Genomic DNA, 20,396 nt, shown 5'->3' on the forward strand with positions numbered 1-20,396 from the left:
CAAGAATTTTCGGCGAAAATTCTTGCCGCCTGCCGCAAGGATGTCAGACCATTCCGGCGAGGTGGCCGGATTTAACCCAGACACGCGCCCCCTCGGCGCCCACGGTCAGTTCCAGCCGCGCGCCCGGTGGCAGGCGCAGCCAGTCCCAGCGCGAAAAGGAGTCCCCACCCTCCTGAAACCCGCCCTCCAGCACGAAGACTTCGATCCCGCCGGGCAGATCGCGCGTCACCTGCGCACCCGCCGCCCAGCTTTCCAGCCGCACCTCTTCATGCGCATCGGCAAATAGCGTCTCCTCGCTCTTTCCGGTGATCGAACGGCGCACCTCGGTGCGGTCGGCTGGGTCAAACTGATGCAGCTTGACCAGGATGGTCGCCCCCGGTTCGGTCGCGGGCGTATGGGACGAGGTCGGCGGGTTGCGTACATAAGAGCCGGTCGGAAAGTCGCCCAGCTCATCTTGGAACACACCGTCCAGAACCAGGTATTCCTCGCCCCCGTCATGGGTATGGGCGGCAAAGGCGCTGCCCGGCGCAAAGCGGACGATGGTGGTGGCCCGTGCCACCTCGGCCCCGATCCGGTCCAGCATCTTGCGTTCGACCCCGGGCGCAGGCGACGGCACCCAGTCCGTCTGGTCGAAATGCACCGCCGCGCGCTGGCTGAAATCCGCATTGATCCGCATGGGTTGTCTCCTGCTTGCTCTGTCGCCCTTCGATCTGGCGCGCTGCGGGGGCCAAGAAAGCACGTTCACGCAGAGGTGATCAACCGCCCTGACCCTCGACCGCGGCCAAGACTACTTGACAGAAACCATTCCTTTAACCTTAAAATTTCATGCATGAAGGAAGTTCGCCAGCACCCCACGGTTCGCAAGGCCGGTTCCCGCGCTGCTATCGCGATTTTCGATAGCGGCATTCGGACAAATTCCTTGTCTTGCAGCCCCGCCCGGCCCGACGCTGAAACAAGCCCTCAATGGCAAGCACCGGTAAGGAGGAACACGTGATGGCACGGCTGAGCGCCTTCAATTTCCAGAAATGGATCGACGAACACAAGCATCTGCTGAAACCGCCTGTCGGCAACCAGCAGGTCTGGGAGGATGCGGATCTGATGGTGACCGTGGTCGGCGGTCCCAACAAGCGCACCGATTATCATGACGACCCGGTCGAGGAGTTCTTCTACCAGCTCAAGGGCGACATGGTGCTGAAACTCTACGATGGAGGCGAGTTCTATGACGTGCCGATCCGCGAGGGCGACATTTTCCTGTTGCCGCCGCATGTGCGCCATTCGCCCCAGCGCCCGCAAGAGGGCTCGATCGGTCTCGTGATCGAACCCAAACGCCCCGAAGGCGCCCATGACGCCATCGAATGGTATTGTTTCGGCTGCGGCAGCCTGGTGCACCGGGCCGAGCTGTTGCTGGAAAGCATCGTGCGCGATCTGCCTCCCGTCTATCAGGCCTTTTATGCCGACGAACAGGCCCGCACCTGCCCCAATTGCGGCGAGGTACATCCGGGCAAGGAACCACCAGAGGGTTGGGTGAAACTGTAAACCGCGTTTAGACTGACAAAAAACAACGAATCCAACAGGGAGAGAACCACATGACAATCAGCTTCAAGGGACTGGCCCGGGGGGTTGCCTGTGCCGCGCTGGTGCTGGCGGCGCTGCCGGCGGCGGCCAAGGAATTTCGCCTGGGCCTGATCACCCCGCCACCGCATACCTGGACCAAGGCCGCCGAGGCCTTTGGCGCCGAACTGTCCGAGAAATCGGGCGGCGCGCATTCGGTCTCGGTCTTTCCCGCGCGGCAGCTGGGCAACGAGGCGCAGATGCTGCAACAGTTGCAGACCGGGGCGCTGGACATGGCCTTTATGACCGTGGCCGAAGTGTCGAACCGGGTGCCCAACATGGGGGCGTTCTATGCGCCCTATCTGGCCAAGGACATCAACCACGCCTCGGCCATCCTGCGCTCGGACACCGCGCGCGGCATGCTGGCGGTGCTGCCGCAAGAGGCGGGCGTGGTCGGCGTCGGCTATGGTAGCGCAGGCATGCGCCAGATCCTGAGCCGGGGCGCGGTGAATTCCGCCGCCGATCTGTCCGGCCTCAAGCTGCGGATCACGCCGTTCGATCCGATCCTCGATTTCTACAACGCGCTGGGGGCCGCACCCACGCCGATGCCGCTTCCGGCGGTCTATGACGCGCTGGCCAATGGCCAGGTGGATGCGATCGACATGGATGTCGAGCTGATCAACGTGTTGAAATATCACGAACATGCCGACACGCTCCTGATCTCGAACCACATGATGTTCCCGATGGTCGGGCTGATCTCGGCCCGCGTTTATGCCGGGCTGAGCGATGCGGACAAGGCGATGATTTCCGAGCTGATGGCCAAGCATGTGGACAGCACATTGGACGTTTACATGGCCAAAGAGCCGGAATGGACCGATGCGCTGACCAAGGTGGGCAAGACCTTCAAGCGGGTCGATCAGGACTTCTTCGGCGATGCCATCACGCAGTGGGAGACGATCTGGGCGGACAAGGCCCCGTCCCTGCCCGAGCTGCGCAAGACCGCGGCGGACCTGCAATAACCCTGGAAAACCCCGCGTCGGGCCGGCCCTGTGCCGGCCTGTTTCGCGACATTTGAAGGCAGGCACATGCTGTATCGGGCATCGCATCTCTGGGCCAGGGTCGAACTGGTCTGCGCCGCTGCGCTGGCGGCCTCGGTCACCGGGCTCATACTTCTCAACGTGGTGACCCGCGCGGCGGGCAACGCCATCTATTGGGTGGACGAGGCGGCAATCTATGCCATGGTCTGGATGACCTTTCTGGCCGCATCCGCCGCGATCCATTTCCGCAGCGCCATTGCCGTCACCCTGATGAACGAGATGCTGGACGGGCACGGCGCGCGCATGCTTGAACGGGTGGTCGATCTGGTTCTTTTCATCTTTGCCTGCCTGATGGTCTGGATTTGCCTGCGCTGGTTCATGCCGCTGGAACTGATGCGGGCGGGCTGGGACGTGAAGGCGTTTCAGGGCCAGACCTTCAACTTCATCTATGCCGAACCCACCAACACGCTGGGCCTGCCCAAGGTCTGGGTCTGGCTGGTGATGCCACTCTTTACCCTTGGGGCGCTGCTGCATTCGGCGGCCAATCTGTTCTATCCGGGCCGACACCCCGAGGCGGAGACCGCGCAATGACCCCGATCCTGTTCCTTGTGCTGCTCTTTGCCTCGGTCCCCATCGCGCTGGTGCTGGCGCTGACCGCGCTTTGGTACATCTATGACAGCGGCAATCTGGTGCTGTATGACAGTTTCGCGCAGCAGATGTTCGCCGGGGTCGAAAACTATGGGCTGCTTGCCATTCCCCTGTTCATCCTGACCGGAGAGCTGATGAACGAAGGCGGCATGACCCAGCGCCTGGTGCGCGCCGCGCGGGTCTTTGTCGGCGGGTTCCGGGGCGGGCTGGCCTATATCAACCTGCTTGCCAACATGTTCATGGCTGCGATCATCGGCTCGGCCGCCAGCCAGATCGCGGTGATGAGCCGGGCCATGGTGCCCGCGATGAAGGAAGAGGGTTACGACCCCGGTTTCGCCGCCGCCACCACCGCTGCTGGCGGGTTGCTGGCACCGGTCATTCCGCCTTCGATGCTGTTCGTGATCTATGGCGTGCTGGCGCAATTGCCCATCGGCGATCTGTTCATCGCGGGCATCATCCCCGGCCTGATCATGGCGGGTTCGTTCTTTATCGTCGTGGCGCTGATCGGGCTCAGCCAGCAGTTTCCCAAGGGCGACTGGATGACCATGCCGCAGGCGCTGCGCGCCCTGCGCGACGCCCTGCCTGCCTTTCTGATCCCGCTGGCCATTGTCGGCGGCATCCTTTTCGGCATCGCCACCCCCACCGAAAGCGCCGCCGTCGCCTCGCTGATCGCCTTTGGCGTCGGCTGGCTGGTCTATCGCGAGATCCATATCCGCGATCTGGGCGCCATGTTCGCGCGCACCGCCACCAATTCCTCGCTGGTGATCTTCATGATCGCGGCGGCCAATGTGTTCGGCTGGGTGGTGATCTATGAGGAGCTGCCGCAGAAACTGGCGGCGTTTCTGTCCACCGTCACCTCGGATCCGTTCACCTTCCTGCTGATCGTCAACCTGTGCCTTCTGTTCGTGGGTATGCTGATCGACGGCATCGCGGCGCTGATCCTGATCACGCCGATCCTGCTGCCGATCGCGATGAACAGCTATGGCATCAGCCCCTATCAGTTCGGCGTGGTGATCAGCCTGAACCTGGTGCTGGGCCTGCTGACGCCGCCGGTGGGGGTGGGTCTCTACATTGCCTCGGCCATGTCAGGGGTGCGCCCCTTTACCATCTTCACCGCCCTCTGGCCGTTCCTGCTGGCGGTGGCGGTGGTGCTGGTGATGCTGAGCTATTTCCCGATCCTGAGCACCGCGTTGATCTGACCCTCCCCGATAGCGACAGCACCCGTCAGGGCATCAGCACCTGCGCGCGCGCGAAACTGGCACTGTCGGCGCTCAAATCGTCATAGATCAACTCGACATCAATCTGCGACACCGAACCCGCAGGGAAACTGCGGAATGGCAGCCCGTCGCTGTCGATGATCGCGTTGGGCGCGGCGGTTTCGGCATGGCAGGGCGGCAGGGGCCAGATCTCGGGCGCGGCCCCGTTGATCGAGACCGACATCTGCGCCAGCCCGCAGCGCCAGGACCACAGATGCGTGACATAGAGCAGGTCCTGCCCGTTATAGTCGCGCAGCGCCACCCAGTTGCCGCGCGTGGCATTCAGGATCGGCTTCACTTCGGTCGCGGTCGTGAACTTGCCGCTGGGCACCTGCGGCTCGGCGACCAGTTGGGGCGCGGGCGTCAGAAAGGCCGGGGTCGCGGGGGCCTCGGCCTTGGGTTCGGGCGTCAGGAAGGCAGGGGCTGCCGGCGCCTCGGCCGGGGCCGTGACAGCGGCGCTTTCGGTTGGCGTCGGCGCCTTGCCCTCGCCCTGCGACGACTGCGCCGCGCCGGCGATGAGGAACAGCAGAATATCGAGCATCTGGAACGGGCCTTTCAAAATCAGTTGGCGGGAAATCCGGGCTTTTGGCGCCCGGCCCCTGCCCCTATACTACGTCAAAACAGGGGCGCCGCATCACCAAATCCGGCGGCGGGCAGAGATGGCAAAACAACAGGTCGCGAAAACGACGGGGCGCAGACCCTTCAATATCGTGGTGGTGGGTCAGAACAACCGCCTGCAATACGAGGCGGTGCTGTTTGCCGCCTCGCTGCGCCATTCGACACCCGACTTTGACGGCCGCCTGTTCGTCGCACACCCGCAGCCCGGCCCCAAATGGGACGAGGACCCAAGCATTCAGAGCGACGAGCTGCGCGCCGCGCTCGACATGCTGGGGGCCGAGCTTTTGCCGTTTGACAACAAGGTGTTCGGCCAGACCTATCCGCATGGCAACAAGATCGAGGCGCTGCTGGCCCTGCCCGAGGGTGAACCCTTTGTGTTCTTCGACACCGATACGCTGATCACCGGCGACCTGATGTCGGTGCCCTTCGACTTCAGCCGCCCCACCGCCTCTCTGAAACGCGAGGGCACGTGGCCCCAGCCCACTCTCTATGGTCCCGGTTATACCGAGATCTGGCGGGCGCTCTACACCCGGTTCGGGTTGGATTTCGAAAGCTCGCTGGATTTCGATCAGCCGGACGAATACTGGCAGCGCTATCTCTATTTCAACGCCGGTTTCTTCTATTACGAATGCCCCAACAAGTTCGGGCACCGGTTTCTGACCTATGCCCGCTCGATCCGCGATACACCCCTGCCCGAACTGGTGTGCCAAAGCCTCAATCCCTGGCTCGACCAGGTGGCGCTGCCGCTGGTGATCCACTCGTTTGGCGGCGGGCGCGACAGCCTGCCCGAGGGGCTGCTGGACGGAACCGTCAGCTGCCACTATCGCCTGTTCCCGCTGCTCTACGCACGTGAGGCGGACCACGTGGTCGAGGTGCTGGAAGAGGTCTGCGCGCCCAACAAGATCAAGAAAGTGCTGAAGAATTACGAACCGCTGAAGAAGATGGTCTATCAGGGCAAGGGGGAGAAGATCCGCGAGATGTTCGACCGTGAGAATCTGCCGCACAAGGAACAGGCGATCCGCAACCGGATCAAATCCAAGGGACTGTGGCTGCGCTAGAATGCGGCCCCTGGCGGCGGATGGCGCGATGTCATGGTGCTGGGGAACCTGTTATGGTACCGCCTCCCTGGCTTGAACAGGGGACCTCTGGATCCACAATCCAGCGCTCTAACCAACTGAGCTAAGGCGGCACCGTGAGGGGCGATGTACCCAACCGGGTTGCGGATTGCAAGAGGGTCAGAGTGTAATTTTCCAGCTTTGTTCGACCAGGTCGACGCCAAAGGAATGGACCGGTTTGCTGTCGACCAACTGCCAACCGGTGGCCGCGTAAAGGGCACAGGCGGCACGGTGGCTTTCATGCGTCCAGAGTTGCATTTGTACATAGCCCTTGCTGCGCGCAAAGCCCATGCAGGTATCGATCAGACGCCGGCCAAGGCCTCGCCCCCGTGCCTCTGGCACCAGCAGGAACAGACGCAGCTTGGCGGTGGTATCGTCCAGCCCGACGCAGAAGATGCTGCCCAGCCGCTGACCATCCGCCTCGGCGATCCAGCCTTGTTCGCGATCGGGGTCGTGATTGGCGATGAAATCGTCGAGGATACGCGCCACCAGCGGCGCGAAACTGTCGTCAAACCCCTCGTCCTGCGCATAGAGCGTGCCATGCCGCTCGACCAGCCAAGGGGCGTCTTCGGGACGAAAGGGGCGCAGGGTGATCGTGTCCATGGGGTATCAGACCCCGGAACCGGCTTGATTCTCAACCCGGCCCGGTCTAGTCCGGCAGCAGTTTTCCCGGAGGACGAGATGGGCATCAATACCGAACGCGATATCGAGGCGAATCTTCAGATCGGCCCGACCGATGCCGGGATGGTGCGGCTCTTTGTCGAGGCGCACGGGGTCGAGGTGCCGATGGATTTCGATCCCGAAGAGGCCGAGGAAATCGCGGACGAAATCCGCGCCGCCGCGCAGGCCGCCCGGCTGATGTCCAAACGCTGAGGCGGCGCCGGAAAACGGCGCTTGCCGCGCTCGATACGCTTCATTCGAAAATGCCGTGACCCTCGGGGTCGCGCAGCGCCTGCAGGCGCCGCGCTGCGTGGGTGGCGAATTTCTGGATCAATACCTTGCGTCGGGCCGGGGCCAACTTTTGCTCCGGCGCCATGCGCACGATCTCGGCGTCATAGGCATCCGCGATCAGCAATCCGCTTTCTGACGGCAGCAATTCGGCCGGAAACTCCACATCCACCGCCCAGAAATACCGGTCACACCACTCCAGATACCCCTGCCATTTCGAATCCGCCTGAAAATCGGCGCGGCTCGACTTGCATTCGACCACCCAGATCTCGCCCTTGGGGCCCAGCCCCATCACATCGACACGCAGCCCGCGGGCGGGCACGAACTCTTCGACCGAGACGAATCCATGCGCCCTGAGGTGTCGTGAAACGCCACGCGCCAGCCGCTGTCCGGGTTGCAAATCCAGTATCATGGCAACATGGTGAACAATAGGTGAACAAAATTCAAGCCCGTTCCCGTCATCTGCCCCCTTGCGGGCAGTAGCGGTGCGCCCTACCTATGGGGACGGCGGGTTCTGCCCTTCTCGTGACAGGTAGCATTCCGGTGGCCTTAAACATTTCCGAGGGGGCTGGCTCTGTTCAGGTCCTGGCCTGATTACCTGGCGCCCACCTGTATATACAGGTCCTCGGGAATCGAACCGCACGGTCGACACTTGGTGGTTCCCGCCGCATACCACCCGATGACCCGGGATCAGCCCCGCTGTGCGGGCGCTTCCTGCCGGACCGGCACCGGGCGCAGGTCGGACACCTTGCTGCCACCGCGCGGCGGCGTGTCGTCCTCGGCCAGGTTCATGATCTTCCAGGCGAATTGCACCCCGGCAAAGACGATCCCGTTCATGAACCACAACATGAACACGGCAAGCAGCGCCGAATCGGACCGGGCGATCAACCCCCGCAGTCCGGCGATATCGAGCCACAGGAGACCCGCGATGAACACCGCCGATATCGCGAAACCAACCAGGACCTGGGTGACGTAGAGACGGATCAGACGGGGCATGGTCTTACTCCTTGTTGTTTCTTCTCATCTTAGCGCAGAATGATCTGAAAGGCAGGGTATCCCAGCGGATCTGCGACAATATATGCCGGAGACGGAATGCGAAATCTCACCGAGTTTGCGCTCGATCTTTTGGAAAGCCTCTCGCACATCTTCGACGACGACGCCCGCTGGGAGCACACGGTTGCCCGCCTGAACGCCTTTGGTTTCAAGGCGCTCAACATGGGGCAGTTTACTCCCAAGACCGGGATCCTGCACTGGGCGCACAGCTCGATGGCGCCGGACTGGCTGAAAACCTATGCCGAGGGCGGCTATTCGGATGCCGACCTGGTGCTGGCCCAGACCGTCCAGGGGCCCGAAAGTCTCTATATCGATTCGGGCCGCCGCTTGCAGGAAAGCAACTCGACCACCGCCACGGCGCTCTATTCGGGGTTGGTCGAACATGGGTACCGACATGTCTTTAGCCTGGTGGCGCCCTGCCCCGGCAATCTGGCCATGCTTGTGGCGCTGTTTACCGATCACCCCGAAGCCGGGGCCTGGATGACCGAACAGGCCACGGGAATGCGTATCCTGGCCACCGTGATCGGCACCAATCTGGGTCCGGGCACCGACCGGGGCTTGCGCCCCGGACAGGACCTGACCCCGATTCTGGGCACGACCGCGCCCCTGTCGCGCCGTGAAAGCGAGGTGCTGCACCTGCTGGCCGACGGCCTGCGCAACGAACAGATCGCCGACGCGATGAAGATCAGCGAGATCACCGTGCGCATGCACCTGAAATCGGCCCGCGACAAGCTGCGCGCACCCACGCGGGAGGCGGCGCTGGTCCGTGCGGTGCAGATGGGACTGCTGAACAATCGCCCCTATCGGAACAGATAGGTTTCCCGCGCTGGACCCTTGCGCTAGCTTTCCGGGGCCGGGTATCAGTCGTGAGTGGTGGTTCCGGTGATTTTATCCAAATATTTCAATATGCGGCGGCGGTGTAGTCCCTCGGACAACCCGCCGCCGGTTTGCCTGCTCTTCGCGCTGCCAACACAAGGCGACAGGGCGCGTCAGAACGCCTCGGGACGTGCTTCGCGCGCCATGTGATCCAGCACCGCGTTCACGAAACTGGTCTCACGCCCCTCTGGAAAAAACGCGCGCGCGATATCGACGAATTCGGTGATCACCACCTTGGGCGGGGTGTCGTTCTGGCTCAACTCGGCCCCAGCGGCGCGAAACAATGCACGCAACGTCGGGTCGATCCGTGCGATCGGCCATTTCGCCACCAGCGCGCGGTCGGTCATCTGGTCGATCAACGCCTGATTGTTGACGGCTTCGCCCACCAGCGCGCGAAACAGCTTCGTATCCCCTTCGGCCAGTTCGTCACCCTCGTAGACGGCGCCGAAACGGTGGTCGAGAAACTCGGACACGACGGATTCGACCGTCTGGCCCGAATGCTCCATCTGGAACAGCGCCTGCACGGCATATAGCCGCGCGGCGGATTTCATCTGGCGTTTCCGGTTGACCGGTTTGGGGGTGTCGCTCTGGCTCATGCGGTGCGGGATCCGTTCTTGTCCTCGGCGAGAAGAATGTCCTCCGCCTTGGGGCGGAAACCCACATCCTTTCTCGAAGCGCCCCACTTACGTCCGAGCGCGATCAGATGCAAGGCCGCAGCAGCCGCGCCGCCACCCTTGTTCATCGCGGCCGGATCGGCACGCACCTCGGCCTGGGGGCGGTTCTCGACCGTGAGGATGCCGTTGCCGATGCACAGGCCCTGAAGCCCCATCAGCTGGATCGCGCGGCTGCTGTCATTGCAGACGGTGTCGTAATGGGTGGTCTCGCCCCGGATCACGCAGCCAAGCGCCACGTAACCGTCGAAATTGCTCTGCCGGTCGGCCATGGCGATGGCGGTGGGCACCTCAAGCGCGCCGGGCACCTCGACAAGGTCCCAGCTGCCGCCGACGGCCTCGATCTCGGCCTTGGCACCGGCGACCAGGTTGTCGGCGATGTCCTTGTAATAGGGCGCCACCACGATCAGCAGTTTCACCGGCTTGTCGAATTCGGCGCGCGGCAGGGTGTAATGGGTCTCGTGTCCGGCCATGTCAGACGTCCTTCATGATGGGGCGGGTGCCGACGATGGAGAGGCCATAGGCATCGAGCCCGAGATACTTGGTTTGCGGCGAGTCGGTGAGCAGGATCAGCTCGTGCAGGCCCATCTTGGACAGGATCTGGGCGCCCAGACCGGTCTGCTTGATGGTGCGCACGCCGTCCTCGTCGCTGGCATAAAGCGCGTTGCGCGGCTGGCGGAACAGGCAGACGACGCCGCGCCCTTCGGCGGCGATCTTCTCCATCGCGCGGGGCAGTTCCTGTGTCGGCTTGGGGCCAAGGCCCAGCACATCGGACGCCTCGTGCAGCGCATGGGTGCGGGTCAGCACCGGTTCGGGGGTCGAGATGTCGCCTTTGACCAGCACCACATGTTCGATGCCGTGGGTCTGGTCGGTAAAGATGCGCATCTCCCACGCGCCACCATATTCCGAGGTGACGGTGCTGCGGGATGTTTCGTCCACCAGATTGTCGTTGCGGGCACGATAGGAGATCAGGTCGCTGATGGTGCCGATCTTCATCCCGTGATGCTCGGCGAAATCGACCAGGTCCGGCAGGCGGGCCATGGTCCCGTCTTCCTTCATGATCTCGCAAATCACGCCCGAGGGGTTCAGCCCGGCCAGACGCGAGATATCGACCGCCGCCTCGGTATGACCGGCGCGCACCAGCACCCCGCCCCGCTTGGCGCGCAGCGGAAAGATATGGCCGGGGGTGGCCAGGCTTGCCATGGTGTTCTGTTCGTTGATCGCGGTGGCAACCGTCAGCGCCCGGTCGGCGGCGGAAATGCCGGTCGACACCCCCTCGCGCGCCTCGATCGAGACGGTGAAGGCGGTTTCGTGCCGCGAAGAGTTGTTGACTGCCATCATCGGCAGGCCCAGACGGTCGATCCGGTCGGCGGTCATCGGCAGGCAGATCAGCCCGCGCCCATGGGTCGCCATGAAATTGATCGCGGCGGCATCGGCAAACTCGGCGGCGATGCACAGGTCGCCCTCGTTCTCGCGGTCCTCGTGATCGACCAGGATATACATCCGGCCCTTGCGCGCCTCGTCGATGATCTCCTCGATCGGACTGATCGCGTCGCGCAGGCGGGCCTCGACGGGTCCGGGCGTCTCAAAGCTCATGGGGCGGCCTTTCAGCTGTCTTGTCTGCCTGCGCAGATAGACCACCGCGCGCGCGAATGCCAGTGCACAAACGGCAGGCAAGGTGCGGGACGCGGCGTTCAGGCCCGGCTGCGGGGGGCGGACTGGGGGCGCTGCCCCCGGCGCCTGCGGCGCCTCCCCCGGAGTATTTTTGGCGAAATGAAGGGGCGAAGGTCGGCGCTAACCCAGCTGATGGGTGAAATACTCGGCCGAAGGCAGGTATCCGGCCGCGCGCCCGGCGGCGGCCCAGTCGGCCTCGAGCGGGGCGTCACCGATGATCAGCACGCCCGAGGCGGGCAGGCGCTGACTGTGGATCAGACCCTGCACCCGGTCGCGCATCTGCGCCCAGCTGTCGGAAAGATGCGGTGCCCGGTCGGCGGCGGCTAGTAACTGGTTGACCGCCAGCACCGCCTGTGGCGTGGCGGGCGGATGCACCAGGGTCAGGCGCGTGGCGCTTTTCACCTGTTCGATCTGACGCGCTTCGGGCGCGGCAATCTCGCCGCCCGAGCCAAAGATACGCAGCGCGTTGGACGAGAACAGCAGGCCCAGGATATCCTGTCCCGAATACTGCCGTACCTTTGCATAGGTGCGGTAGGTCATGCCCAGCTCGGCGGCTCGGCGCATGCGCATCCGCAAAACCAGCATCGGGATCGCCTCGGGCATCAGCGCCTTTTGCGCCTGCCGCCAGGCATGGGTGCGCCAGAGACGCCCGCTCTCCATCGACGGACCGCCATTATGCCCGATCCCGGCCATGGCTCAGAGCGCCTCGGCCAGCCGCGCCACGTAGCGCGCCAACATGTCGATTTCCAGGTTGACCCGGTCACCTACCGCCACGCTGCCCCAGGTGGTCGCCTCTTTGGTATGAGGGATGAAGTTGATGCCGAATTCGGCCCCCTCAACCGCATTCACGGTCAGCGAGGTTCCGTTCAGCGCCACAGAGCCCTTGGGCGCGATGAAGCGGGCCAGTTCAGCAGGCGCACGCAGGGTAACGCGGGTGCTGTCGCCCTCGTCGGCGATGGCCACAACTTCGGCCACCCCGTCCACATGGCCCGACACGATATGGCCGCCCAGCTCGTCGCCCACCTTGAGCGCGCGTTCGAGATTCAGCCGTTTGCCGACCGACCAATCGCCCAGATTGGTCTTGGACACGGTTTCGGCGCTGATCTCGACATCGTACCAGTCCTCTCCCAGCGCGATCACGGTCAGGCAGACCCCGTCGCTGGCGATCGAAGCGCCGATGTCGATACCCCCGGTATCGTATCCGGTGCGGATGCGCGCGCGCAGGTCGCCGCGCTGTTCCAGCTCGACCACGGTGCCGATATCGGTGACGATGCCCGTAAACATGGTTCTTACCCTTGCTATGCCATTCCTGAACCGGGGTAGCGCCCCGCCGGGCGCACGGCAAGCCCCCGCTTGCCCCGCTGCCCCGCCCCGGTCATAGTTTCGCCCGATTGGCCGGTCAGGATGTCGGCCATGCCCAACAACCGGGCGGCGTTAACCAGGAAAGGCGCAGGTATGCCCGCACCGACCCAGACCAGACGGGTCTTTCTGTTCCTTCAGGGGCCGCATGGCCCCTTCTTCCACGCGCTTGGCCGCATGCTGCGCGCGGCAGGGGCCGAAGTCTGGCGCGTGGGTTTCAACGCGGGCGACCGGGCGTTCTGGTTCCATCCGCCAAGCTTCATTCCCTACAAGGGCGCGCATGAGGACTGGCCGCAAGCGTTCGAGGAGTTGCTGGAGCGCAAGGGTGTCACCGATATCGTGCTTTACGGCGACACAAGGCCTATCCACGCCAACGCGGTCGCGGCGGCCCGGGCGCGCGGTCTGGGCATACATGTGTTCGAGGAAGGCTATCTGCGGCCCTATTGGGTCACGTATGAGCGCGAGGGCTCGAACGGCAATTCACGCCTGATGGAGATGACGCTGGAGGATATGCGCGCGGCATTGGCGCTGTCGGATCTGGAAACACCGCTGCCGCCGTCCCATTGGGGCGACATGCGCCAGCATATCTTCTATGGCGCGCTATATCACTGGTTCGTCATGTTCACCAATCAGGGGTATCGCCGGTTCAAGCCGCATCGCGACCTGCCGGTGACCAAGGAATTCCAGCTATACCTGCAACGGCTGCTGCTGATGCCTGTGCTGGCGGTCGAACGGATGCTGGCCACCGCGCGGATCCGCAATGGCGGTTTCCCCTATCACCTTGCCTTGTTGCAGTTGGAACATGACAGCTCGTTCCAGCAACACTCGCCCTTTTCCACGATGACCGATTTCCTGGAAGAGATCTTTGACGGGTTTGCCCGCGGCGCCCCGCAGCACCATCATCTGGTGGTCAAGGCGCATCCGCTGGAAAACGGCCGTGTGCCGCTCAGGCGCGAGGTGCGTCGGCTGGCCCGCCAGCACGGTCTGGCCGGTCGGGTCCATTACGTGCGTGGCGGCAAGCTGGCGCAATTGCTCAACGATGCGCGCAGCGCGGTGACCGTCAACTCCACCGCTGGGCAGCAGGTGTTGTGGCGCGGTATCCCGCTCAAGGTGTTCGGCCGCGCGGTCTATGACAAGCCCGAATTCGTCTCGACCCAGCCCGCGACCGAGTTCTTTGCCGCTGCCAACCGGCCCGATGCCCGCGCCTACAAGGAATATCGCCGCTATCTGCTGGAAACCAGCCAGTTGCCGGGCGGCTTCTATTCGCGCAAGGGTCGGCGCCAGTTGCTGCGCCAGGTGGTCGACATGATGCTGTCACCGGAAGACCCCTATGACGCGCTGAAATCCGGCAAAGCGGCACCACGGCAACAGTTGCGTCTGGTGAACTGAAACCAGATGCAGCCAGGACTGGATTTTTCATCCGGATTCCGATAGTTTGACAAAAAAACTGAGGCAGAAACAAATAAGGTCGAGGAGACCGAGCAGTGAAACTGATCCCCGTCCGCTGGGCGAAGCCCGTTCTTGTGCTGGCTGCGATGTCTGTCGCGGCCTCGTGTTCGTTGCCGAAAGTCGGCCCCAACAAGCGGGAAATCTTCGCCGGATCCGTTCAGAAAGAGGGCGACGCCTTTATCGTCGCTGTCAACGATCGCGTCACCCGTGCCACCGCGGTCGTCCCGGCGCTGGGCTTTTCGGAGGCATTCAAGAATGCATCCCCCCTCACCTCGGACACGATCCGACCCGGTGACGTGCTGGGCCTGACGGTCTGGGAAAACGTCGATGACGGCCTTCTGGCCAGCGAGGCCACCAATGCCACGATCCTCGAAGAGGTACAGGTGGACAGCGCGGGCTTTATCTTCGTGCCCTATGCCGGGCGTCTGCGCGCCTCGGGCAACACCCCCGACCAGTTGCGCGAAGTGATCACCGCCAAGCTCGAAGAACAGACCCCCGACCCGCAGGTGCAGGTGCGCCGCGTGGCCGGTGACGGCTCGACCGTGTCCTTGACCGGCGCGGTGGGCGGCCAGGGCATCTATCCGATCGAACGCCCCACCCGGACACTCTCGACCATGCTGGCCCAGGCCGGCGGCGTGACCATCCAGCCCGATATCGCCGAGGTGACCGTGATCCGCGGCAACCAACAGGGCAAGGTCTGGTATCAGGATCTGTTCAATCACCCCGAACTGGACATCGCCCTGCGCGGCGGCGACCGTATCCTGGTCGAAGAGGATACCCGCTCGTTCACCGCGTTGGGGGCTACCAACACCCAGGCGCGCGTCCCGTTCGAAACACAGGACCTGTCGGCGCTTGAGGCGATCGCCCAGGTCGGCGGCCTGATCTCGGCGGCATCGGACCCGACCGGCGTCTTCGTCTTCCGCAACGAACCGGCCGAGATCGCCGGCCAGGTGTTGGGCCGTGACGACCTGCAAGGCGCGCAGCGCATGGTCTATGTGTTGAACCTGACCGAGCCGAATGGCCTGTTCACCGCCCGTGATTTCGTGATCCGGGACGAGGATACGCTCTATGTCACCGAGGCGCCTTATGCCCAGTGGACCAAGACCATCTCGCTCATCTCCGGCGGCCTGACCCCGCTGGCCAACCTGCAGACGATCGCTGGCGGCTGACGCATGTCGCCCAATGGCAAGAACCGGGCAGCCGGGGGCGAGCGCTCCCGGCTGTTTGTTTATAACGGCGGCTTTCTGACCCAGCGCCGCCTGCGCCGGATCCTGTCGCTGGCCGGATATGACATCCGGCTCGGCCTGCCGGGCGACGGCGATCTGGTGGGCATCTGGGGCAACAGCCCGACCGCCCATCGCGGGCTTGCCGTGGCCGCGCGCCGCTCTGCCCCGCTGCTCCGGGTCGAAGACGCCTTCCTGCGCTCCCTCTTTCCCGGCCGCGCGGGTGAGCCCCCCATGGGCTTGCTGCTCGACCGGGCGGGCGTGCATTTCGACCCCGCCACGCCCAGCGATCTGGAAAAGATGCTGGCAACCCACCCGCTGGACGATACCGCGCTGCTCAACCGGGCGCGTGACGCCATGGCGCGCATCCGCGAAAGCCATCTGAGCAAGTATTCCGCCACCGATCCCGACCTGACGCCCCCCGAACCGGGCTATGTTCTGGTGGTCGACCAGACGCGCGGCGACGCCTCGGTCACCGCCAGCCGCGGCACTGATGCGCTGTTCCGCGAAATGCTGGTGTTTGCGCAAGAGGAGCATCCCGGCGCAAGAGTGCTGATCAAGACACACCCCGAAACCGCCGCCGGGTTCCGCACCGGCTATTACGGCGACACGGATGTCAGCACGCGGGTCAGCCTCTACGACGCCCCGATCAGCCCTTGGACCCTGCTCGATGGCGCCGTGGGGGTCTATACGCTGTCTTCGCAACTGGGGTTCGAGGCGATCCTGGCCGGGCACAAACCGCGCGTCTTTGGCCAGCCTTTTTACGCGGGCTGGGGATTGAGCCTGGACGAACACCCGGTGCCCCGCCGCGAGCGCCGCCTGACGCGGGCACAGATTTTTGCTGCCGCGATGATCCTCTATCCCACCTGGTACGATCCGTTTCGCGACCGGCTGTGCGAGCTTGAAACCGTGCTCGACACGCTCGAGGCGCAGACCCGGGCCTGGCGGCAGGACCGCTCCGGCTGGACCGCCGGCGGCATGCGACTGTGGAAGCGCAAGCCGCTGAAACAAATGTTCGGGCAATACGGCAAGGTCAGTTTCACCGACAGCCCTGCCCCAAGCGACCCCCGCCCGCATATGGTCTGGGCCGCCCGCGCCTCGGGTGCCAACGAGACCACTCGGGTCGAGGACGGGTTCCTCCGCTCACGCGGGCTAGGCGCAGAGCTGGTCCCCCCACTGTCACTGGTCACGGATGAAAGCGGCATCTACTACGATCCGACCCGGGCCAGCGATCTGGAAACGCTGATCGCCCGCCGCGCCACCCTGCGCAATGATCAATGCCAAAGGGCCGAGAAGCTGATCCGCACGCTGACCACGGCGCGCATCAGCAAATACAATCTCGGCGGCACCCTGCCTGATCTGCCCCCCGGCCACCGTATCCTGGTGCCCGGCCAGGTCGAGGATGACGCCTCGATCCTGACCGGCACCGGCGAGATACGCAGCAATCTGGACTTGTTGCGCAGCGTCCGCGCCGCCCATCCGCAGGCGGTGATCGTCTACAAGCCACACCCGGATGTCGAGGCGGGGCTGCGTGTCGGTGACATAGATCCCGGCACGCTGGCCGATGTGATCGCAACCCAGGCCGACCCGATGCAGCTTCTGGATCAGGTGAACGAGGTCTGGACGCTGACCTCGCTCCTGGGGTTCGAAGCGCTTCTGCGCGGCCTGCCGGTGACCACGCTGGGGGCGCCGTTCTACGCCGGCTGGGGCCTCACGCGCGACCTGGGTCCCGTGCCCGCCCGGCGGCAGGCCCGCCCCGATCTGGCGGGCCTTGTTCATGCCACGCTGATCGACTACCCGCGCTATTGGGATCCGCAAAGCGGCCGCCCCTGTCCGGTCGAGGTTGCCGCCTTGCGCCTTGAGTCGGGCCACATTCCCCATCCCGGTCCTGCCAATCGGTTGCTTGCCAAGTTTCAAGGCATGCTGGCCACTCATGCTCATCTGTGGCGCTGACCCCTTTGTACCTGCGTCCGTGATGCCGTTGGATTTGAGTATTTGTAACCAGAAAGAAGCAACACCCCCTTCATTTCGCAACAAATACTCCCGACGGAGGCATCCATCGGATCAGGAAGGTGCGGCGCTTGGGACCTGATATTGCCGAGCCAGGCAGCCCGGAATCGAGCGCGCCGAAGGCGCTCAACGGGATCAAGGCCCGACTATTGGCGTTGCCAGCGGTGCAGGATGTCGGCGCCGATGGAGCGGGCCTCGATCAGGTCGAACCGGGCCGCCTCTGACAACTGCTCCAACCCCAGCACGCCCACGGCGGGCAACCCCTCTGCCCCGATCGCGAGACCTGCGGTAAAGCCCACCAGTTCATCGACCAGATCGGCCGCCAACAGAGAGGCGGCAAGCGAAGCGCCGCCTTCGCAGAACACACGCGTGAGCCCCTGCCCTCCCAGTTGCCGCAGCAGGTCGGTCGCGCTGATCTGGCCAGCCTCAACCGCGCAGGGGATCAGCCGTGCGCCGGTACCTTCCCAGGCGCGGGCGCGGTCGCCATCCACGCCGGGCCCATGGCAGAGCCAGACCGGCACCTGCCGCGCGGTCCGGGCCAGCTGGCTCATCAGCGGCAGGTCGAGATAGCGCGACACCACCACCCGCACCGGCTGTTGTGCCACGCCCATGTCGCGCACTGTCAGCGAGGGGTCGTCGGTCCGCGCCGTCCCGGCCCCCACCAGCACGGCATCGTGGCGCGCGCGCATGGCGTGCACCACGCGCCGCGCCTCGGGTCCGGTGATCCATTGGCTTTCGCCCGAGGCCGTGGCGATGCGGCCGTCAAAACTGCTGGCCAGTTTCAGAGTGACCCAGGGCCGGCCCAGCTCGGTCTTGAGGAAGAAGCCCGCCAGATCACGGGCCGCCGCATCCTCGCCCGTGCCGACCGACACCTCGATCCCGGCGCGGCGCAGCATCTCAAACCCGTTGCCCGCCACGCGCGGATCGCTGTCCTCGACCGCCGCGACCACCCGCGCCACGCCAGCGGCGATCAGTGCCTCGGCGCAGGGCGGCGTCTTGCCGTGATGGGCGCAGGGTTCCAGCGTGACATAGGCGGTGGCGCCGCGCGCCGCCGCGCCCGCCTGGGCCAGTGCCACCACCTCGGCATGGGGCCGCCCGCCCGGCTGGGTCCAGCCCCGCCCGACGATGCGGCCATCCTTGACAATGACGCAGCCCACCGCCGGGTTGGGCCAGCAGACACCCTGCCCACGCCGGCCCAGCGACAGGGCCAGCGCCATGTATCGCGCGTCAGACATGCTCACTCTTCGGTTGGCGGGCTCGGCGGGCGCAACTCGTGGACAAAGTCCTCGAAATCGTCAGCCGCCTGGAAGTTCTTGTAAACGCTGGCAAAGCGTACATAGGCGACGGTGTCGATCCGGGCCAGCGCCTCCATCACGATCTCGCCGATCTTCTTCGAAGGAATATCGGTCTCGCCCATGCTTTCCAGCCGCCGCACGATGCCGGAAATCATCTGGTCGATCCGCTCGGGGTCGATGGGGCGTTTCTGCATCGAGATGCGGATCGAGCGTTCCAGTTTGTCGCGGTCGAAATCCTCGCGCTTGCCGCTGGTCTTGATGACCACCAGATCGCGCAGCTGCACCCGTTCATATGTGGTGAACCGGCCGCCACACGCGGGGCAGAACCGGCGTCGGCGGATCGAGACATGATCCTCTGCCGGGCGTGAATCCTTAACCTGAGTGTCGATATTTCCGCAAAACGGGCAGCGCATCCGCCGTCTCCTCGTCCGTTAATCCGCCTCTTTTGTGAACGCTTCGGCTCACTTATCCACAACTATAGGACTAACGCTAGGATTTGGGTAGAGGAGATTTGCAGCCCCAACATAATGGGCGGCAAGCGTCAGGCGAAATGGGCGGCGACCCGGCGGTCATGGGGCGCGCGGCGATGTTCGACCAGATAGATACCCTGCCAGGTGCCCAGCACAGGCACCCCCGCCCGCACCGGTATGCCCAGCGAAACCGGCATCAGCGCCGCCTTGATATGGGCAGGCATATCATCGGGGCCTTCGTAAGTATGACGCAGATAGGCCATCGACGGGTGATCGGCGGGCGGCACCAGCCGGTCGAAATAGGCGGTCAGATCGCTCTGCACCTCGGGGTCGGCGTTTTCCTGGATCAGCAGCGAGCACGATGTATGCCGCACCAGGAGTGTCAACAGCCCGTCCCCCTGCCCCGCCAGCCAGCGGGTCACCTCGCCGGTAAACTCGTAAAGGCCCGCCCCCCGGGTCGCGATCGAAAACTCGGTCAACATGGTGCCTCGGCCCATGTCCTCACGGACGCACGGGGCCGAACTCGCAATAGCTGTTGCCCTGGTTGACGGTCATGTTGTCGCCGACCTTGAGCCCGGTGCGGATGGTGGTCAGCTCGTTTTCCAGCGGTGTCACGCCCACCGCCTCGGGCGTCAGCGAGAACTGCACCGCCGTCTTGCGCCCGGTGGTCACGCTGGGCCCGCGCCCGCGCACCAGATAGATACGGTCATTCCAGCCCGCGCCCAGTTCGCGCCGGGCATATTCCGAGGCCGCGCACCAGAAATCGCCGACCCGCTGCTTGCCGCGCGGAACAACCTCGAACACCGCGTCATTGACCGGCAGAACCCGGTGCCCCATCCGCGTGGTCAACGCCTGGGCCTGAGCGCCAGCCCCGAGAAACACCGCAAGGGCGAGAATCTTTGTCAGTCCGGTCATGGTCTCAATCCGTTTTGCCTATAAGCCCTATCTAGGGCGCATCTGCGCGCAGAGACAGGGGAGAGCACGCAAAAATTGCCCGATCGCATGGATTTGCCGCAGGCCGTCGAGACAGGCTCGGAGTCCCTGGCCTCACTGATGAAACAGGGGCGCTGCCCCTCTGGGGCCCTTGGCCCCATTCACCCCGGGATATTTTGGGCAAGAGGAAGCGGAATGCATGCTCTGTCG

The 20,396-nt window shown here is 64.4% G+C and carries 24 protein-coding genes and 1 tRNA gene; 10 read left to right on the forward strand and 15 right to left on the reverse strand.

Translation table 11 applies throughout. The features are described 5' to 3' along the window. Positions 1-43: 43 nt before the first annotated feature. Positions 44-676, reverse strand: coding sequence for a cupin domain-containing protein (locus AC2FLM_RS12420; protein WP_496858267.1), 633 nt, complete (start codon positions 674-676; stop codon positions 44-46). Between the two features lie 317 nt (positions 677-993). On the opposite strand from AC2FLM_RS12420, the gene nbaC reads away from it, so the two are divergent. The 4 genes from nbaC to AC2FLM_RS12440 all read left to right on the forward strand — a co-directional run bounded on the left by nbaC (position 994) and on the right by AC2FLM_RS12440 (position 4,435). Further along, complete coding sequence (nbaC, locus tag AC2FLM_RS12425; protein WP_234136524.1) at positions 994-1,536, forward strand: 3-hydroxyanthranilate 3,4-dioxygenase; 543 nt, start codon at positions 994-996, stop codon at positions 1,534-1,536. A 50-nt stretch (positions 1,537-1,586) separates the two neighbouring features. Next, entirely contained in the window at positions 1,587-2,570 is a 984-nt protein-coding gene (locus tag AC2FLM_RS12430; protein WP_496858269.1) for a TRAP transporter substrate-binding protein, read from the forward strand. 66 nt (positions 2,571-2,636) lie between these two features. Continuing rightward, a complete protein-coding gene (locus AC2FLM_RS12435; protein ID WP_496858271.1) occupies positions 2,637-3,179 on the forward strand; it encodes a TRAP transporter small permease in 543 nt (180 codons plus the stop codon). Further along, entirely contained in the window at positions 3,176-4,435 is a 1,260-nt protein-coding gene (locus AC2FLM_RS12440) for a TRAP transporter large permease (protein ID WP_234145098.1), read from the forward strand. Before AC2FLM_RS12435 ends, AC2FLM_RS12440 begins: the two co-directional genes overlap by 4 nt. Positions 4,436-4,460: 25 nt before the next feature. Here AC2FLM_RS12440 and AC2FLM_RS12445 read toward each other — a convergent pair whose 3' ends face one another. Then, positions 4,461-5,033, reverse strand: a complete 573-nt coding sequence (locus AC2FLM_RS12445) for a hypothetical protein (protein WP_234169927.1) — start codon at positions 5,031-5,033, stop codon at positions 4,461-4,463. A 118-nt stretch (positions 5,034-5,151) separates the two neighbouring features. Here AC2FLM_RS12445 and AC2FLM_RS12450 point away from each other — a divergent pair, with 118 nt between their 5' ends. Beyond that, positions 5,152-6,168: a GT-B fold glycosyltransferase domain-containing protein gene (locus tag AC2FLM_RS12450; protein WP_496858274.1), complete on the forward strand. Its 1,017-nt coding sequence runs from the start codon at positions 5,152-5,154 to the stop codon at positions 6,166-6,168. Between the two features lie 54 nt (positions 6,169-6,222). Here AC2FLM_RS12450 and AC2FLM_RS12455 read toward each other — a convergent pair. Further along, positions 6,223-6,299, reverse strand: a tRNA-His gene (locus AC2FLM_RS12455). Positions 6,300-6,345: 46 nt separating this feature from the next. After that, on the reverse strand, positions 6,346-6,828 hold the full coding sequence (locus tag AC2FLM_RS12460) for a GNAT family N-acetyltransferase (RefSeq protein WP_496858276.1): 483 nt from the start codon (positions 6,826-6,828) through the stop codon (positions 6,346-6,348). A 78-nt stretch (positions 6,829-6,906) separates the two neighbouring features. Here AC2FLM_RS12460 and AC2FLM_RS12465 point away from each other — a divergent pair, with 78 nt between their 5' ends. Next, positions 6,907-7,098, forward strand: a complete 192-nt coding sequence (locus AC2FLM_RS12465; RefSeq protein ID WP_234136517.1) for a DUF6324 family protein — start codon at positions 6,907-6,909, stop codon at positions 7,096-7,098. 40 nt (positions 7,099-7,138) lie between these two features. On the opposite strand, the gene AC2FLM_RS12470 is transcribed toward AC2FLM_RS12465, so the two are convergent. Together AC2FLM_RS12470 and AC2FLM_RS12475 are read right to left on the reverse strand one after the other, a co-directional pair. Continuing rightward, positions 7,139-7,585: an MmcB family DNA repair protein gene (locus AC2FLM_RS12470; RefSeq protein ID WP_496858278.1), complete on the reverse strand. Its 447-nt coding sequence runs from the start codon at positions 7,583-7,585 to the stop codon at positions 7,139-7,141. Positions 7,586-7,863: 278 nt separating this feature from the next. Beyond that, the gene (locus AC2FLM_RS12475) at positions 7,864-8,169 is read right to left on the reverse strand and encodes a hypothetical protein (RefSeq protein WP_496858280.1); all 306 of its coding nucleotides are present in this window, start codon (positions 8,167-8,169) and stop codon (positions 7,864-7,866) included. A 96-nt stretch (positions 8,170-8,265) separates the two neighbouring features. Between AC2FLM_RS12475 and AC2FLM_RS12480 the strand changes: the two genes are divergently transcribed. Continuing rightward, on the forward strand, positions 8,266-9,042 hold the full coding sequence (locus AC2FLM_RS12480) for a response regulator transcription factor (protein ID WP_496858282.1): 777 nt from the start codon (positions 8,266-8,268) through the stop codon (positions 9,040-9,042). Between the two features lie 173 nt (positions 9,043-9,215). On the opposite strand, the gene nusB is transcribed toward AC2FLM_RS12480, so the two are convergent. From nusB to AC2FLM_RS12505, 5 genes are all read right to left on the reverse strand, one after another. Next, on the reverse strand, positions 9,216-9,698 hold the full coding sequence (gene nusB / locus AC2FLM_RS12485) for a transcription antitermination factor NusB (RefSeq protein ID WP_234220053.1): 483 nt from the start codon (positions 9,696-9,698) through the stop codon (positions 9,216-9,218). Next, a complete protein-coding gene (locus tag AC2FLM_RS12490) occupies positions 9,695-10,246 on the reverse strand; it encodes a 6,7-dimethyl-8-ribityllumazine synthase (protein ID WP_234145092.1) in 552 nt (183 codons plus the stop codon). Before AC2FLM_RS12490 ends, nusB begins: the two co-directional genes overlap by 4 nt. Position 10,247: 1 nt before the next feature. Beyond that, positions 10,248-11,369 (reverse strand): 3,4-dihydroxy-2-butanone-4-phosphate synthase, encoded by a 1,122-nt coding sequence (gene ribB / locus AC2FLM_RS12495; RefSeq protein ID WP_234145091.1) that lies wholly within the window; start codon positions 11,367-11,369, stop codon positions 10,248-10,250. A 198-nt stretch (positions 11,370-11,567) separates the two neighbouring features. Beyond that, the gene (locus AC2FLM_RS12500; RefSeq protein ID WP_496858285.1) at positions 11,568-12,140 is read right to left on the reverse strand and encodes a hypothetical protein; all 573 of its coding nucleotides are present in this window, start codon (positions 12,138-12,140) and stop codon (positions 11,568-11,570) included. Positions 12,141-12,143: 3 nt separating this feature from the next. Then, positions 12,144-12,731: a riboflavin synthase gene (locus AC2FLM_RS12505; protein ID WP_234145089.1), complete on the reverse strand. Its 588-nt coding sequence runs from the start codon at positions 12,729-12,731 to the stop codon at positions 12,144-12,146. A 171-nt stretch (positions 12,732-12,902) separates the two neighbouring features. Here AC2FLM_RS12505 and AC2FLM_RS12510 point away from each other — a divergent pair, with 171 nt between their 5' ends. The 3 genes from AC2FLM_RS12510 to AC2FLM_RS12520 all read left to right on the forward strand — a co-directional run bounded on the left by AC2FLM_RS12510 (position 12,903) and on the right by AC2FLM_RS12520 (position 17,431). Beyond that, on the forward strand, positions 12,903-14,195 hold the full coding sequence (locus AC2FLM_RS12510; protein ID WP_496858287.1) for a capsule polysaccharide biogenesis protein: 1,293 nt from the start codon (positions 12,903-12,905) through the stop codon (positions 14,193-14,195). A 95-nt stretch (positions 14,196-14,290) separates the two neighbouring features. Next, positions 14,291-15,424 carry a polysaccharide biosynthesis/export family protein gene (locus AC2FLM_RS12515; protein WP_496858289.1) on the forward strand — a complete coding sequence of 378 codons (1,134 nt, stop codon included), beginning with the start codon at positions 14,291-14,293 and terminating at the stop codon, positions 15,422-15,424. 3 nt (positions 15,425-15,427) lie between these two features. Continuing rightward, positions 15,428-17,431 carry a capsule polysaccharide biogenesis protein gene (locus AC2FLM_RS12520; RefSeq protein WP_496858291.1) on the forward strand — a complete coding sequence of 668 codons (2,004 nt, stop codon included), beginning with the start codon at positions 15,428-15,430 and terminating at the stop codon, positions 17,429-17,431. Between the two features lie 203 nt (positions 17,432-17,634). On the opposite strand, the gene ribD is transcribed toward AC2FLM_RS12520, so the two are convergent. The 4 genes from ribD to AC2FLM_RS12540 all read right to left on the reverse strand — a co-directional run bounded on the left by ribD (position 17,635) and on the right by AC2FLM_RS12540 (position 20,168). Further along, entirely contained in the window at positions 17,635-18,723 is a 1,089-nt protein-coding gene (ribD, locus tag AC2FLM_RS12525) for a bifunctional diaminohydroxyphosphoribosylaminopyrimidine deaminase/5-amino-6-(5-phosphoribosylamino)uracil reductase RibD (RefSeq protein ID WP_496858293.1), read from the reverse strand. Positions 18,724-18,725: 2 nt separating this feature from the next. Continuing rightward, positions 18,726-19,196, reverse strand: coding sequence for a transcriptional regulator NrdR (gene nrdR / locus AC2FLM_RS12530; protein WP_011047487.1), 471 nt, complete (start codon positions 19,194-19,196; stop codon positions 18,726-18,728). Between the two features lie 128 nt (positions 19,197-19,324). Then, the gene (locus AC2FLM_RS12535) at positions 19,325-19,735 is read right to left on the reverse strand and encodes a secondary thiamine-phosphate synthase enzyme YjbQ (protein ID WP_496858295.1); all 411 of its coding nucleotides are present in this window, start codon (positions 19,733-19,735) and stop codon (positions 19,325-19,327) included. Between the two features lie 19 nt (positions 19,736-19,754). Next, the gene (locus AC2FLM_RS12540; protein WP_234220046.1) at positions 19,755-20,168 is read right to left on the reverse strand and encodes a hypothetical protein; all 414 of its coding nucleotides are present in this window, start codon (positions 20,166-20,168) and stop codon (positions 19,755-19,757) included. Between the last annotated feature and the right edge of the window lie 228 nt (positions 20,169-20,396).

This window comes from Ruegeria sp. SAZD011, assembly GCF_059612545.1.